Origin of the sequence: Streptomyces sp. NPDC097617, assembly GCF_044761485.1 — a bacterium.
GTDB lineage: Bacteria > Actinomycetota > Actinomycetes > Streptomycetales > Streptomycetaceae > Streptomyces.
This window is the reverse complement of the sequence record NZ_JBIWCL010000025.1, coordinates 41,765-56,504: the sequence shown is the minus strand read 5'-3', so window position 1 is coordinate 56,504 and position 14,740 is coordinate 41,765. Positions and strand designations below refer to the sequence as shown.

Here is a 14,740-nt window from a genome sequence, read left to right as displayed (position 1 = left end):
CCTTCGCCTTGGGCACACCCAGACCTTCACGGGTGTCCATCAACCGCGTCGGCGTGATCGGCTTGTACGAGGAACCCGAACCGTCGGTCGTGTAGAAACCGGCCACATCCGCGATCAGATCCACCGAACCCGCGTGGTTGTAGAAACTCACCTTCCCGTTCACGACGGGGACGACCACCAGGTTCGGAATCGTCTGCCCCGCCGTGAAGTTCAGGTTCGACGCACTGGTGCGGGTCGTCCCGTTCGGATACACCGACACGAAACTGCCGGCGGTCGGCTCGGTGGCGGTGACGTTGAGGACCACCGCGGTCGCGCCCGCGGGGATCCCCGCCGTACCCGCGACCTGCAGGGTCACCGTCCCCGCCTCACCCACCTTCGCCTTGGGCACACCCAGACCTTCACGGGTGTCCATCAACCGCGTCGGCGTGATCGGCTTGTACGAGGAACCCGAACCGTCGGTCGTGTAGAAGCCGGCCACATCCGCGATCAGATCCACCGAACCCGCGTGGTTGTAGAAACTCACCTTCCCGTTCACGACAGGGACGACCACCAGGTTCGGAATCGTCTGCCCCGCCGTGAAGTTCAGGTTCGACGCACTCGTACGGGCAGTCCCGTTCGGATACACCGACACGAAACTCCCCGTCGTGGGCCCGGTCGCGGTGACGTTCAGGACCACCGCGGTGACACCCGTCGCCGGAATCCCCGCCGTGCCCGCGACCTGCAGGGTCACCGTCCCCGCCTCACCCACCTTCGCCTTCGGCACACCCAGACCCTCACGCGTGTCCATCAACCGCGTCGGCGTGATCGGCTTGTAGGTGCCCAGCCCGGTGACCGGGGGCGGCGTCACCGTCAGCGTGCCACCCGAGTAACTGCTGTTGAGCACGATGACGCGGATGTTCCAGATGCCGGCGGGGGCCGTGCTCAGGTCCACGGTCGCCTTGAGTGTCCGCCCGTCGTCGGAGACCGAGACGGTCGTGGCCGTCAGCGGCGCCGGGCCGCCGGTCAGCGCCACGGTGGAACTCATGCCCAGCGCCGTGCCCTGCACGGTGAGCGTCGCGACCGTACCGCTCTGAGCGGTGCTCGGCGTGACCGTCCCGACGGACACCTCCTCGGAGCCGCAGGGCGCGGTCGTGCAGACGAGCTCGGCACGGTACGCCGTACGCTCCGCCCCGTCCGGAAGGGGGAGGACGAACAGGCTCTCTCCGGCCGCGGAGCAGTCGTACGGTGAGGAGTTGCCCATGCAGAGGTCGGTTCCGGCCGTGCTGTAGAACGCGGGCCGCGGGGTGCGCGCCCCGCCGTCCGTTGCCGAGACAACGGCTCTGAACCGGTCACCCGAGACGCTCGGCAGGACCGCGCAGACGCCGGTGCGCTCCGCGGAAAGAGTGCCGGTCAGCGGGCCGTACCCGTGCGCGACCGATCCGGCGCGGGTGCACTCGGGAGCGGCACCGGCGGCCGTGGCGATCCGCCAGGCGTCGAGGCGGTAGGAGTCGGGCAGGGACCAGTCCTGCGGGACCTGGGTCACGACCTGGTAGCTGGTGGAACCGGTGACCGTGCAGGCCCAGCTCTTCTGGTGGCAGGCGATGCCGCCGTTGTCGCCCATGATCAGCGTGTGTGTGCTGTCGTGGGCGTCCCGGACGTCGACGCGCAGCCGGTCCGTGGCGGCGGCCGTGGTGATCCGGTGGCAGCGCAGGGTGCCGTTCTGGCCGGAGACACCGCTCGTGGCCGGGGCACCGACCGCCGTCGCGGCGGAGGCGGCGCAGCCCGGAGCGGTGGCGGTGACGTCCCGGCGGTCCAGGGTGTGGGTGCGCGGGGCGTCCTGCCCCTGCACGAGCACGGTGTACGCCTTGCCGGCTTCGAAGGAGCAGCTGCTGAGGCCGTCCGTCCTGATCCGCTGCCCCGGGGCGGGGTGGTGGTAACAGCTGGGCCCGTCAGCATCGGTGTCGATCACGACGACCGTGTACTTCGGGAACAGATCCGTGTCGTCCGGGAAGCTGTAGCGGATACGGAGCAGCTCCGAGGCGGAGTGCGCGTCGGCCGCAATGGTCAGGCAGTGCGAGAAGACGCCGTTGCCGGTCTCCAGCCGCACGCTCGCCGCGTCGTCGGCGAAGCTCCCGGCCGGCAGGACCTGACAGCCGCTCTGGAGTACGTCCGTGCGGACGAAGTGCACGCCGTACGGCCCGGTCGCGGTGTCGTCCGCGGCGTGTACCAGCGCACGGAACGGCGCCGTTCCGGTGAGGGCGCACTCGCCCCGGGAGAGCTCGCCTTCGGTGCACTGCGCGGTGCCCTTGCTGTCGACCACCTCGACCACGGCGGTCAGGCCCGCGCCGCCGAGCGAGGTGAGGGCGGCGATTCGGGCGCCCTTCGGGCTCGGCAGTTCCAGGCAGTGCGTCTGCCCGGCGGCGGTGAAACTGCCCGCGTACCGTCCCTCGGCGACGCCGACGCAGTCCTGAGCGGCCGGCGCGGCCCGAGCGGCGCTCACCGGCAGGAGAAGCGCGGCGAGAACGGCCAGCAGGCAGGTGATGACGGTGGAAAGCGGATGTCTTGCGGATGCCGTTGGCGTTGGCATGAACCCCCCAGGGTGATGTGCGACGAGTGATCGTCGCACATCGGTACGGGGTGGCCCGCCTGCTTTTGGTGGGGGCCGGGGGGCGGCGGAGCCAGGCTCAGGCGGGGACCAGGCCGCGCAGCGGCCAGGCCCCGTCGATCACCGCATCCGGAGTGCCCTGGCGGCGCAGGTACGACTGGAAGTCCCGGGCCCAGCGCGCATGCCAGGTGCCCTGTTGCGCGTGCAGGTCGGCCGGGGTGAGCGAGGCCACCTCCGGGTGCCGCTCGGCTATCGCGCGGGCCACCTGGACCGCGGCCAGCGCGTCCGCGCCCGCGTCGTGCGCGTCGTCGAGGGTGACCCCGTACACCCCGCAGACCGCCTCCAGAGTGCGCTTGCCCCGCCGGTAGCGGTCCACGGCCCGGTCGATGGTCAGCGGGTCCACCACCGGTCCGGTCTGCGCCCCGCCCAGCCGGTCGGCCAGCGACGGCAGGCCGTGCCGGGCCAGCTCGGCCGTCAGCAGGGTCAGGTCGAAGGCCTTATCCACGCACAATCGTGTCTCATGACCCCCCATGTCGTTGATGGATCAGGGGGTGCGATCAGATGGAGATCTTCTTCACCGACCCGGATGCGCTGGAAGCCGCCGGGGTAAGCGACGCGACGAAGGCGCTCGCACGGCACGGATTACATGCCGGTGCACCGTTCATCCTCAGCGATGACGGCAGCTACGACGTCCAACTCAACCGATTCCTGTGGTCCTTGCCGACCCTCGGGGTGAGGTCGGCACATTCCTGGCGCGCCTACGCTCTGGACCTGCTGACCTGGGGACGGTTCCTCCAGGAACACCGCGGCAAGACCCTGTGGCACGCCGACCGTGACGACGTCACCGCCTTCCATCGAGCCCGGCGGGTCTCTCCCGACCCGACACAGGTCGTCTCGGCCTCGACCTGGAACCGAGGCGTCGCCGCCGTGGACAAGTTCTATACATGGGCGGTGGACGAGGCTCTGATCGAGCGGACGCCGTTCAAGTACTACGAGAGCTCGCGGCGCACTGGCTCCGGGCAGCATGTACGCGTCCGCAACAACCGTGCGGTAGAGAAAGCCGCCAAACGCGGGAACGTCAAGTTCCTTTCCGTTCCCCACTACGCGGCCTTCCGCGACATCGGCCTGCGGGGTCAGCCGCAGACGGGCACAGCTGATGCGAGCTTCCGAGGCCGTAATGCAGAGCGAAACGTCGTCATGGCCGAGCTGCTGGTCACCACCGGCTTGCGCATCGGGGAGGCCGCTTCGCTCTGCTGGCCGGAACTCCCGGCCCTGGACAGCCAGAGGGACACGAAAAGCGTGCCCTTCGACCTGGCGCCGCCGACTGCCAAGCGGGGCAAGGGACGCAAGATCCTCTTGCCCCATCGAGTCCTGCGCGCCGTGGCCGACTACGTGGAGATCGAGCGCTCCCTGATGCTGGACCGCTGGCGTGCCCGCGGCTGTCCGCTGCCGGCTGGCGCGGTGCTGGGGAGTCAAGCCGACCGGCGAGGTGTGCGAGTACCGATGAAAGACGGCAGGCTCCGAAGGGTCCCCTGGTCACGTCTGCCGCCGACACTCCGATCCCGCCTGTACCTCGTTGACGATCAGGGCCGTTCCCTCGGCCCGGCGTGCGTCTGGCTGGGCCAGGAGGGGCGGCCTGTGTCTCTGTCTGCCTGGGAGTCGGTCTTCGTGCGGGCCTCGGAGAGATGCCGTACGTGCGGGATCGATGTCGACGCCACACCCCACGTGCTCAGGCACACCTTCGCCGTGCATCTGCTGTCTGCGTTGATCCAGCAGCTGAGCGAAGCGATCGCGTCACTCGTATAGATCGCCGCTGATCGATACACCCTGATGCGGCACGGTATCCCGCTTGCAGAAGGTGATCCCACTGGCCATCCTCAAGGCGGCGATGCGCCGGCCCATCCCGCCTTACGCTCCCGATCACGAGATCGACTGCTGAGCGAGCATCGTCAACAACCATGGGGAGCAACGTGCCGTCTTTCGTCTGCCGGATCACCAAGTACGACCCTGCCGACCGCGACGAGCACGGCAGCTATATCGGCGCTGAGGACTCGACCAGCGACCACGGACCGGTCGAGGCTGCATATCTGCAAGCGATTGCCGCCTTCGCCGAGGACACCGGAATCGACCATCTGGCCATTCGTGAGCCGGGGATCTCCGGCCTCGCCCACTTCGGTCTGGAGCCGACGATCGACGGCCACGGCCTTGCCGGGCTCTTCCCGCCCGACCTCAGCGGGTTCCACGACGGTGCGGAGGTGCCCGTCTCTCTCGGCCTGGAGCTGGTCAGGGGCATGCTCCGCGACAACGGTGCCTGGTGCCGTCTGGAGGTGGAGGACAGGTTCGTCGTGCAGGTCGGTTGGGACCAGTACCTCTACGTCAGCAGCGACAAGCCCTGCGAACGCGCCTTTGCCCGCACCCGGGCTCTTGGTCTCTTCCCGGAGCGGCTGGAGGCCTCGCCCTACGACGCGGACTTCGACGAGCCCGGCGTGCAGCGGCCCGCCGACGAGGACTTCTGGGCCCGTCTGCGCTGGTCCATCGCCGCGCGGCAGGCAGCGATATTGGAGGAGGGGTACCTCCACAATGCCTCCCGCTGGCACCGCCTCACCGAAGACACCCTCGATGCGGTACGAGCCCGGCTCACGCCCCGCGCCCAGTTGACCGTCTGGCCGGATCTGTCCACCGACGTCGATGCGGTTCTCGCCGCACTGCCCGATGACGGCTCGGTAGAAGTCGTCTGGGAGGACAAGAACGGGCTGATCACCAGCACGATCGCCGACGAGTCCGAGTACCCGCAACTGGCCGCCCAGGTGGCAGGCGCCCGTGCCGCTACGGCCCTGTCCTTGGCCCTCGACGAACGAAACCCGCTGTTCACCGCGGTCCTGCCAGACAGCGATGGCGTCTTGCGTGCGCGGTGGAGGACCGAGCCGACGCCGAGCGACCGGAACTGGGCCTTTCTGAAGACGCTCCACCGTGGGCAGATCTGCACGGGCACGGTCACGGAGATCGCCAGCTTTGGTGTGACCTTCGTGGACATCGGCGGCTTCACCGCGATGATCAACATTCCCGAACTGTCCTGGCGCCGTTTCGATCACCCCTCCGACGTTGTCGCCGTCGGCCAGGAAATCTCGGCCGAGATCCTCGATGTCGACCTGGTGCGCGAGCGTGTTCCGCTGTCTCTGAAGGCATTGCAAGAGGACCCGATGCCGCAGTTCATACAGCAGGTCGGCCAGATCACGAACGGCGTCGTGACCAAAGTCGTACCGTTCGGCGCCTTCGTCCGTATCGAAGACAGAGAGGACGGCCTCGAAGGCTTGGTGCACCTCATCGAGCTGACCGAAGGGCACCTGGACCGGCCCGAGGATGTTGTTCAGGTCGGAGACAGCCTCACCGTGAAGATTCTGGACGTCGACCTTCCAGGACGTCGGATCGCCCTCTCCCACCTGCAGGCTCTCCCGCCCGGAGAGCGCTGACCAGCGCGGTCATCGCCTCCGGGGAATGAGCGGCCACGCCGGCTCGACGACCGTCGTCGGATCCGCGGTACGCCGCAGATAGGCCTGCAACGAGACTGACTGTTCAGCCGCCGCGCGCACCTGAAGGTCATGCAGATCCGCCAATGGCATCAGGCCGACGGGCCGGTGCTTCTCACCCATGCGTCGCACCACGCGGCCGGCGGCCACGGCGTCCGCCCTCGCGTCGTGCGCGTCATCGAGCGACACCCCGTAGTGAGCACACAACGCGTGGAGGGCCCGCTTGCCCTTCCGGTACTTGTCGACGTGCTTGTCGATCACCAGCGGATCGATGACAGGCGAAGGCACACTGCCCAGCCGCTCACTGATCGACTCGACCTCGTGCCGCCGACACTCACGGTCCAGCAGCGACAGGTCGTAGCGTGCGTTCATCACCACCAGAGGCATCCCCAGACGCAGCCCCTCGGCGACGGCCTGCGCGACCTCCTCGATGGCGGAAGCAGCCGGTACCCCGTGCTCGCGAGCATGCGCTGTCGAGATGCCATGGATCGCCGACGCCTGTTCTGGTATGGCCACCCCTGGATTGAGCAGCCAGGTCCGTTCTTCCGAGACGGATCCGTCCGGATCCAGCCGCACGACCGCGGCTGTGACGATGCGGTCGGTCTCGACGTCGGTGCCCGTGGTCTCCAGGTCGAAGGCCACCAATGGCCCACTGATCCAGCTCATCACGCGGCCACCATTCCGGCGTGGACTGCCGGCCGGCGCCGCGCTTCGCCGTCATGAGACACCTGAGACGTGTCTGGCGTGCGTGGATAAAAGGCCGCGTTGTACGCGACGACCACCGCACCGGCCCGCCAGTGGCCGACCAGGGCCTCGGCGACCTCGTCCGCGACCTCCCGCACCGGGCGGCCCTCGGCGACCGCGCGTTCCGTGCTGATCCCGTGGATCGCCGAGGCCCCTTCGGGAATCGGTATCCCCGGGTCCGCGAGCCAGCCGCGCCGCTCGCGCACCGCTCCGCCCCGCACCTCGACCAGGGCCGCCGTCACGATCCGCGACTCCCCCGGCTCCGTGCCGGTCGTCTCCAGGTCGAATCCGATCAGCACACCGCCGTGCCAGTCCCCCATGCCGCGCCAGTCCTCCACCCCGTGCCCCTCCCCCGTACACCTTCGGTCAACGGGTTTCAGACTGCCACGGGCCACTGACAGAGCGGCTGCCGGGGCCGTTCAGGACACCGGCCGGGAGTCCTCCCACATCGATTCGAACTCCTCGCGGTAGGTCGTGAACAACCCGTGGTCCGCGTCCTTGGGCACGCCGCGCCCGCCGCCCCGCAGTACCAGGACGGGCGACTCCATGCCGCGTGCCCGCCGCAGGTAGGACTGCACCACCGCGATGCCCGAGGACTGCCCCTCCACCAGGTAGGCGGTGAACCGCGGGGTCTCGTCGAAGACGTGGATCTCGAAGCGGGAGGGATCCCGCAGCCCCGCCCGGACCCGGCGCACGTGCAGGATGTTCATCTCGACCGAGCGGCTCAGCTCGCCCTTGCGCAGTCCCAGTTCCCGCTCGCGCCGCTTGACGGCGCTGCTCGCCGGGTTCAGGAACAGCAGCCGCACCCGGCAGCCGGCCTCGGTGAGCCGGACGAGTCTTCGGCCCGAGAAGTTCTGGACCAGCAGGTTGAGCCCTATGCCGATGGCGTCGAGACGCCGCGCCCCTCCGAAGAGGTCCTCGGCCGGGAGCTGCCGCTGCAACCGCACCCGGTCGGGGTGGACCGAGATCACGTCCGCGTACCGGTCGCCCACCAGGTCCTCGACGGCGTCGATCGGCAGCCGGTCCGCCGAGGGGCTGCCGGAGACCCCGCCCAGTACCGCCAGCAGGCGCGCCGAGGCCCGCTCCGCCTGCTCCAGCACGGGCCGGGACAGGGCCCGGTTGCGGGAGACGACGTTGCGGGTGACCTCCAGCTCGTCGAGGGCCAGCTCGATCTCGCGCCGGTCGTCGAAGTACGGCTCGAAGCACGGCCAGTGCTGGACCATCAGCTCCCGCAGCTGCGGCAGCGTCAGGAAGCTCAGCACGTTGTCGTCGGCGGAGTCGAGCAGGTAGCCCTTGCGGCGGCTGACCTCGCGCACCGCGACGGCCCGCTGCACCCATTCCTGCCCGGCGGGCCCGGCGGCCGCGACGACCCAGTCGTCGGTGCCGTGCACCGGTTCGTAGATCGGCCGGAGCACCGCCCCGACGACCGCGCGCAGCCGCTGCTCGATGAGATTCAGCCAGATGTACGCACGCCCGGCCCGCTGCGCCCGCGTGCGGACCTCGCTCCAGGCGTCCGCGCCCCAGTCCAGCTCGACGCCCGCCCCCGCGTTCCCGGCCGTCGCCGGGCCGCCCGCCAGGGAGACCGCCCCGGCCGGGATCCCCGCGGGTGCCCCGCCGGGGACACCTCCTGGGGCGTCCGCCGGACCACCCTCGTGACTGCTGTCACCAGGGGGCAGCTCCAGACCTCCCGAGCTCACCCGTGCACCGCCTTCTGCGTCTGGACGCCCGTCTCCAGTGATCACGGAAGGGTACTCCGCGCGCGCGGCCCGGTGCAGCCCGACGGCCCTTACGGCGGCTGTCCGTTGACCCATTATCCGATGCGCACACAGTCCGCTGACCCGGATATCGGCTCTGCGGGTCACCCAATAGGACCCCTCTCAAGTCCGCGCTTGGGGACCCTCTTTCGGGGAAGATCTGGCAGGGACGTGGTCCATGCCGGGTCAGCCGGGACATCTTCGGGCAATGAGGGATGAGTCGTTATCTATGCAGGTCTGGCCGGGACAGGCGTATCCGCTGGGTGCCACGTACGACGGCGCCGGCACCAACTTCGCGGTCTATTCGGAGGCCGCCCGACGCATCGAGCTGTGTCTCCTGCACGACGACGGCTCCGAGTCCGCCGTGGAGCTGCGGGAGACGGACGCCTTCGTCCGTCACGCGTACCTGCCCGGCATCATGCCGGGGCAGCGCTACGGCTTCCGCGTCCACGGCCCCTACGAGCCCGAGCGCGGCCGCCGCTGCAACGCGGCGAAGCTGCTGCTGGACCCGTACGCCCGGGCCATCAGCGGCCGGGTCAGCTGGAACGAGGCGGTGTACGGCTACCACTTCGGCCGGCCCGACTCGCGCAACGACCTGGACTCCGCCCCGCACACGATGAGCTCGGTGGTGGTGAATCCGTACTTCGACTGGGCCAATGACCGGCCGCCGCGCCACGAGTACCACCACACGGTGCTGTACGAGGCCCACGTCAAGGGTCTGACCATGCACCATCCGGACCTTCCCGAAGAGCTGCGGGGCACCTACGGGGCGCTCGCGCACCCAGCGGTCATCGCTCACCTCACCAAGCTCGGGGTGACGGCGCTGGAGCTGATGCCGGTGCACCAGTTCGTCAACGACCACCGGCTGGTCAACGACGGGCTGAGCAACTACTGGGGCTACAACACCATCGGCTTCTTCGCCCCGCACAACGGCTACGCCTCGGGTGACCGCGGCCAGCAGGTGCTGGAGTTCAAGTCGGCCGTCCGGGCCCTGCACGAGGCCGGCATCGAGGTGATCCTCGACGTGGTCTACAACCACACCGCCGAGGGGAACCACCTGGGCCCGACCCTGTCCTTCCGCGGCCTGGACAACGCCTCGTACTACCGGCTGGCGGACGACCCGCGCCACTACATGGACACCACCGGCACGGGGAACTCCCTGCTGATGCGCTCCCCGCACGTGCTCCAGCTGATCATGGACTCGCTGCGGTACTGGGTCACCGAGATGCACGTGGACGGCTTCCGCTTCGACCTGGCGGCGACGCTGGCCCGCCAGTTCCACGAGGTGGACCGGCTGTCGTCGTTCTTCGACCTGGTCCAGCAGGATCCGGTGGTCAGCCAGGTGAAGCTGATCGCGGAGCCCTGGGACCTGGGCGAGGGCGGCTACCAGGTGGGCAACTTCCCGCCGCTGTGGACCGAGTGGAACGGCAAGTACCGCGACACCGTACGGGACCTGTGGCGCGGGCAGCCGCGCACGCTCGCGGAGTTCGCGGGGCGGCTGACGGGCTCCTCGGACCTCTACCAGGACGACGGGCGGCGCCCCCTGGCGTCCATCAACTTCGCGACCTGCCACGACGGCTTCACCCTGAACGACCTGGTCTCGTACGACGAGAAGCACAACGAGGCCAACCGGGAGGGCAATCGGGACGGCGAGACCCACAACCGGTCCTGGAACTGCGGTGTGGAGGGGCCGACCGAGGATCCGGAGATCCTGGAGCTGCGCGAACGCCAGATGCGCAACTTCACGGCCACCCTGATGCTGTCGCAGGGAGTGCCGATGCTCAGTCACGGCGACGAGTTCGGCCGTACCCAGCAGGGCAACAACAACGCCTACTGCCAGGACAACGAGCTGGCCTGGGTGAACTGGCCGGAGCCCGGCAAACCGGCTCCGTCGCTGCTGGAGTTCACCCGCCGGATGGTGTGGCTGCGCCGGGACCACCCGGTCTTCCGGCGGCGCCGATTCTTCCACGGCCGTCCGGTGGAGGGCACGCACGACGAGCTCTCCGACATCGCCTGGTTCACCCCGCACGGGGAGGAGATGCGGGCGCGCGACTGGCAGGCGCAGCACGCGCGGGCGCTGACCGTCTTCCTGAACGGGGAGGCGATCTCCGAGCCGGGCACCCGCGGGGAGCGGATCACCGACGACTCGTTCCTGCTGATGTTCAACGCGGGTGCGGAAGCACAGGACTTCACCGTTCCGCCGGGCCACGGCACGCAGTGGCGGCTGGTGGTGGACACGGCGCGGGCGGACGTACTGCCACCCGGCACCGGGCCGCAGTACGCGGCGGGTGACCGGGTGGCGCTGACGGGGCGGTGCCTGGTGGTGCTTCAGCGCCCGGCGTAGGCGGCGCCGTTCCCCTCCGTCGCCGGGGAGCCGGTCCGCGGTCCCGGGACGCTCACCCCGGCGGTGTGCGTACGGGCCGCGGGCACCCGGGTGACGAGGGAGAGGACCAGGCAGAGCGCGGCCGCCCCGACGGCCACGGCGAAGGCCCCGGCGGGGCCGTACGCCTCGGCGAGGCGCCCGCAGACGACGAGCGCCGCGGCCTGCCCGGCCACCAGGCAGCTGGCGGCGAAGGCCATCGAGGTGGAGAGGCGGGCCGGTTCCACGGCCCGCTCGGTGAGCGCGAACGCGGTGATCAGGTGGGGTGCGTAGGCGGCGCCGAGCACCGTGACGACGGCGTACAGCGGCCACAGGCCGTCGGTGACCAGCAGCGGCGCGGAGAACAGCAGGGCGGCGCCGGTCGCCACCCGCCAGCGCAGCCGCAGCCCGAAGCGGGCGGGCAGCGCGCCGAGCGAGATGCCGACGAACGCGCTGACGACTCCCATCGCGGAGTAGACGACCGCGGCCTGGTCCGGGACCCCGAGCCGGATGGTGAGCGCGGTGATGCCCGCCTGACAGGCGCCGAACATCATGCCCTGGAGGGCGAGGGAGCCGCGTACGGCGTGGACCACGCCGGGCGGCCGGACCCGGCTCCCCGGGCCCCGCTCGCGCGCGGGGGCCCCGGCCGTGACGGCGGCGGTCGGGTGCAGCGCGTAGACGGTGCCGAAGACGGCGACGAGGCCGGCCGCGGCGGCCAGCGCGAAGGCCGGATGGGCGAGCAGCGCGGCGAGTCCGACGAGGGCGGGTCCGAAGACGAAGGAGACCTCGTCCAGGGTGCCTTCGAGCGCGTGGACGGCGCCGACGACGCTCTCGTCGGCCCGGGCCCGGCGGGCCAGGGCCACCGACCGGGTGCGGGCGAGGGGTCCGATCAGCGGTACGGAGGCGCCGGTGACGGCGCCGATCGCGGCGAGCGGGACGGTGGCCAGGTGGGTGAGCGCCCCGGCGACGAGGGCGGCGGTGGCCACGGCGTTGACGGCGGCGGCGGCCAGGACGACGGGGCGCTGCCCGTGCCGGTCGGCGAGCCAGCCGAGGACGGGTCCGAAGAGGACCTGTCCGACGGAGAGGGCGCCGCCGACCACGCCCGCCGTGGCGAGGGATCCGCTGGTCTGGGCGACCAGCAGGAAGCTGCCGAACTGGGACATCGCGACGGGCAGTCGGGCGAGGAACGAGACGAGGGGAAGTAGGGGCCCGGTCAGGGCGATGACTCTTCGATAGGTGTTGACGGTTCCAACCACTTGATCGACACTAACCCGGTGCAGTCACTCGGATGCATTGGGTAATGGCACGGAATCCGGCAGGCTGGGTACGTACGTTCTCATGAGCCAGCCGCACGCGACCCCTGAATCGGAATCTGAAGTTCCGACACCTGTCACTCCGACGTCGACCTACCGTCTCCAGCTGCGCCCGGAGTTCCCCTTCGCGGCGGCCGAAGCGGCCGTACCGTACCTCGCCTCGCTCGGCGTGTCCCACCTGCACCTCTCCCCCGTGCTGGAGGCGGCGCCCGGCTCGACGCACGGCTACGACGTCACCGACCACTCCCGGGTACGGGCCGAGCTCGGCGGCGAACCGGGCCTGCGGGCCCTGGCCGGGGCTGCCCGGGCGCACGGACTCGGCCTGGTCCTGGACATCGTGCCCAACCACATGGCCGTGCCCACCCCGCTGCGGCTGAACCGGCCGCTGTGGGAGGTGCTGCGGTGCGGCCCCGCCTCGCCCTACGCCCGCTGGTTCGACATCGACTGGGAGGCGGGCGGCGGGCAGCTGCTGCTGCCGGTGCTCGCCGGGCCCGTGGAGACCTGCGAGCTGGAGGTGGACGGCGAGGTGCTGCGCTACGGGGACCAGCGGTTCCCGCTGCGGGAGGGCACCTCGGGGCTGGCCCTGCCCGAGCTGCTCGCCGCACAGTGGTACCGGCCGGCCTGGTGGCGTGAGGCCCGCACCTCGCTCAACTACCGGCGCTTCTTCACTATTTCGGATCTGATCGGGGTCCGGGTGGAGGACCCCGAGGTCTTCACCGCCACCCACGCGAAGGTGCTGGAGCTGGTGCGGGACGGGGTCGTGGACGGGCTGCGGATCGACCACGTGGACGGCCTGGCGGACCCGGAGGAGTACCTGCGGCGGCTGCGGGCGGCCGCGGGTGACGGCTGCTGGGTGGTGGTCGAGAAGATCCTGGCCCGCGAGGAGCGACTGCCGTCCGGCTGGCCGGTGGCGGGGACCACCGGCTACGACGCCCTGCACCGGGTGGACGGGGTGTTCACCGACCCGGAGGGCGCCGCGGAGCTGGCGGCCCGGTACGGGCAGAGCACCGGGCTGCCGCCGTGGCCGGAGGCGGCCGGCGCGGCCGCACGGGAGGTACTGACCGGCGACCTGGCCGCCGAACTGGGCGCGCTGGAGCGCCAGGCCGGGCCCGAACTAGCCTCGGCAGTACGGGAGTTGCTGATCGCCTATCCCGTCTACCGGCCGTATCCCGGCGAGATCGACCTGCCGCCGCGGGCGGTGGAACAGGCCGCCGCGCTGACCGGTCCGGGCGCGGTGGCCGCCGTACGGGAGCTGCTGCTGCGGGACCCGGCCTTCGCCGCCCGCTTCGCCCAGACCTCGGCGGCCCTGCGCGCCAAGTCCCTGGAGGACCGGGCCTTCTACCGGTACGCGCCGCTGCTGTCGGCCACCGAGGTCGGCGGGGAGCCGGGGCGGCCGGCGGTGGCGCCCGCGGAGTTCCACGCGTACTGCGCGGACCTGGCCCGGCAGTGGCCCGCGACCGGGACCGTCCTGTCCACGCACGACACCAAGCGCAGCGCCGACGTCCGGGCCCGGATCGCGGCGCTGTCCCAGGCGCCGGAGCTGATGGACGGCCCGGCCGGGCCCGACCCCCAGCTGGCCTGGGTCGCCCGGCAGACCGCGCTGGGGCTCGGCCGGGTCCCCGAGGCGGCGCCCCGGCTGGCCGACGCCCTGCTCAAGGCGGCCCGAGAGGCGGCCCTGCGCACCAGCTGGACCGACCCGGACGAGGAGTACGAGGCGGGCGTGGCCGGGTACGCCCGGACCCCGCTCGACCTGCCCGCGGAACTGGCCGGCGCGGCCCGCGCCAACCTCCTCGGCATGACCCTGCTGCACCTGGCCATGCCGGGGGTCCCGGAGGTCTACCAGGGCGCGGAGACCGAGTACCGGGCCCTGGTCGACCCCGACAACCGGCGCCCCGCCCACTTCCCCACCGGCGCGCTGACCCGGCTGGACGCCGGCGCCGCCCCGCAGGACCCGGCCGAGGAGAAGCTGAGCCTGACGGCCGCCCTGCTGCGGCTTCGGCGGGAGCGGCCGGAGCTCTTCCGGGGCTACACGCCGGTCCTGGCCCAGGGCGCGGCCGCCGACCACCTGGTGGCCTTCACCCGGGGCCCCGGACTGCTGGTGGCGGCCACCCGCCTGTCCCACCGCCTGGCCGCCTCGGGCGGCTGGCGCGACACCCGCCTCCCGCTGCCCCCCGGCACCTGGACCCCCCTCACCCCCACCTCCCCGGACCCCTCGCACACCCCACCCCTCCACCCCGACTCCCCCGCCTCGCACAGCGGTTCGCCAGACGTAGCAACCCTGCTGGCCGACCACCCGGTCGGCATCTGGCTGCGCCGGTGATTCCCTGCGCGAGGGGCCTGCGGTCGCTAGGCTGCCCCGTACCCGGGCCGCACGGCCTGCGCGCCGGGTGAAGGGGGCGAGGGGATGCCGGCCGACGCACCGCGCGTGCTCCGGGAACGTACTGGCTGGGCCGGGCCTG

The 14,740-nt window shown here is 71.1% G+C and carries 7 protein-coding genes and 3 pseudogenes; 4 read left to right on the top strand and 6 right to left on the bottom strand.

The features are described from left to right. Positions 1-2,566, bottom strand: a pseudogene (locus tag ACIQZO_RS31635) (hypothetical protein); the annotation flags it as partial. Positions 2,567-2,663: 97 nt separating this feature from the next. Then, positions 2,664-3,080 (bottom strand): annotated as a pseudogene (locus ACIQZO_RS31630) (3'-5' exonuclease); the annotation flags it as partial. A gap of 65 nt (positions 3,081-3,145) precedes the next feature. Between ACIQZO_RS31630 and ACIQZO_RS31625 the strand changes: the two are divergent. Continuing rightward, the gene (locus ACIQZO_RS31625; RefSeq protein WP_403632731.1) at positions 3,146-4,390 is read left to right on the top strand and encodes a tyrosine-type recombinase/integrase; all 1,245 of its coding nucleotides are present in this window, start codon (positions 3,146-3,148) and stop codon (positions 4,388-4,390) included. Between the two features lie 152 nt (positions 4,391-4,542). Further along, the gene (locus tag ACIQZO_RS31620; RefSeq protein WP_403632728.1) at positions 4,543-6,054 is read left to right on the top strand and encodes a S1 RNA-binding domain-containing protein; all 1,512 of its coding nucleotides are present in this window, start codon (positions 4,543-4,545) and stop codon (positions 6,052-6,054) included. A gap of 9 nt (positions 6,055-6,063) precedes the next feature. On the opposite strand, the gene ACIQZO_RS31615 is transcribed toward ACIQZO_RS31620, so the two are convergent. From ACIQZO_RS31615 to ACIQZO_RS31605, 3 genes and pseudogenes are all read right to left on the bottom strand, one after another. Continuing rightward, on the bottom strand, positions 6,064-6,777 hold the full coding sequence (locus ACIQZO_RS31615; protein ID WP_403632725.1) for a 3'-5' exonuclease: 714 nt from the start codon (positions 6,775-6,777) through the stop codon (positions 6,064-6,066). A gap of 89 nt (positions 6,778-6,866) precedes the next feature. Further along, positions 6,867-7,175, bottom strand: a pseudogene (locus tag ACIQZO_RS31610) (exonuclease domain-containing protein); the annotation flags it as partial. A 99-nt stretch (positions 7,176-7,274) separates the two neighbouring features. After that, positions 7,275-8,552, bottom strand: a complete 1,278-nt coding sequence (locus ACIQZO_RS31605) for an SAV2148 family HEPN domain-containing protein (protein WP_403632722.1) — start codon at positions 8,550-8,552, stop codon at positions 7,275-7,277. Positions 8,553-8,838: 286 nt separating this feature from the next. Here ACIQZO_RS31605 and glgX point away from each other — a divergent pair, with 286 nt between their 5' ends. Next, positions 8,839-10,953, top strand: coding sequence for a glycogen debranching protein GlgX (glgX, locus tag ACIQZO_RS31600; RefSeq protein WP_403632719.1), 2,115 nt, complete (start codon positions 8,839-8,841; stop codon positions 10,951-10,953). Here the strand turns inward: glgX and ACIQZO_RS31595 are convergent. Further along, the gene (locus ACIQZO_RS31595; protein ID WP_403632716.1) at positions 10,938-12,224 is read right to left on the bottom strand and encodes an MFS transporter; all 1,287 of its coding nucleotides are present in this window, start codon (positions 12,222-12,224) and stop codon (positions 10,938-10,940) included. The genes glgX and ACIQZO_RS31595 overlap by 16 nt on opposite strands. 82 nt (positions 12,225-12,306) lie before the next feature. Between ACIQZO_RS31595 and treY the strand changes: the two genes are divergently transcribed. Next, the gene (treY, locus tag ACIQZO_RS31590; protein ID WP_403632714.1) at positions 12,307-14,601 is read left to right on the top strand and encodes a malto-oligosyltrehalose synthase; all 2,295 of its coding nucleotides are present in this window, start codon (positions 12,307-12,309) and stop codon (positions 14,599-14,601) included. The last annotated feature ends 139 nt before the right edge of the window (positions 14,602-14,740 follow it).

Coding starts and splice junctions, on each gene's coding strand:
- ACIQZO_RS31625 (WP_403632731.1), top strand. CDS start 3,146: ATGGAGATCTTCTTCACCGACCCGGATGCGCTGGAAGCCGCCGGGGTA.
- ACIQZO_RS31620 (WP_403632728.1), top strand. CDS start 4,543: ATGGGGAGCAACGTGCCGTCTTTCGTCTGCCGGATCACCAAGTACGAC.
- ACIQZO_RS31615 (WP_403632725.1), bottom strand. CDS start 6,777: ATGAGCTGGATCAGTGGGCCATTGGTGGCCTTCGACCTGGAGACCACG.
- glgX (WP_403632719.1), top strand. CDS start 8,839: ATGCAGGTCTGGCCGGGACAGGCGTATCCGCTGGGTGCCACGTACGAC.
- treY (WP_403632714.1), top strand. CDS start 12,307: ATGAGCCAGCCGCACGCGACCCCTGAATCGGAATCTGAAGTTCCGACA.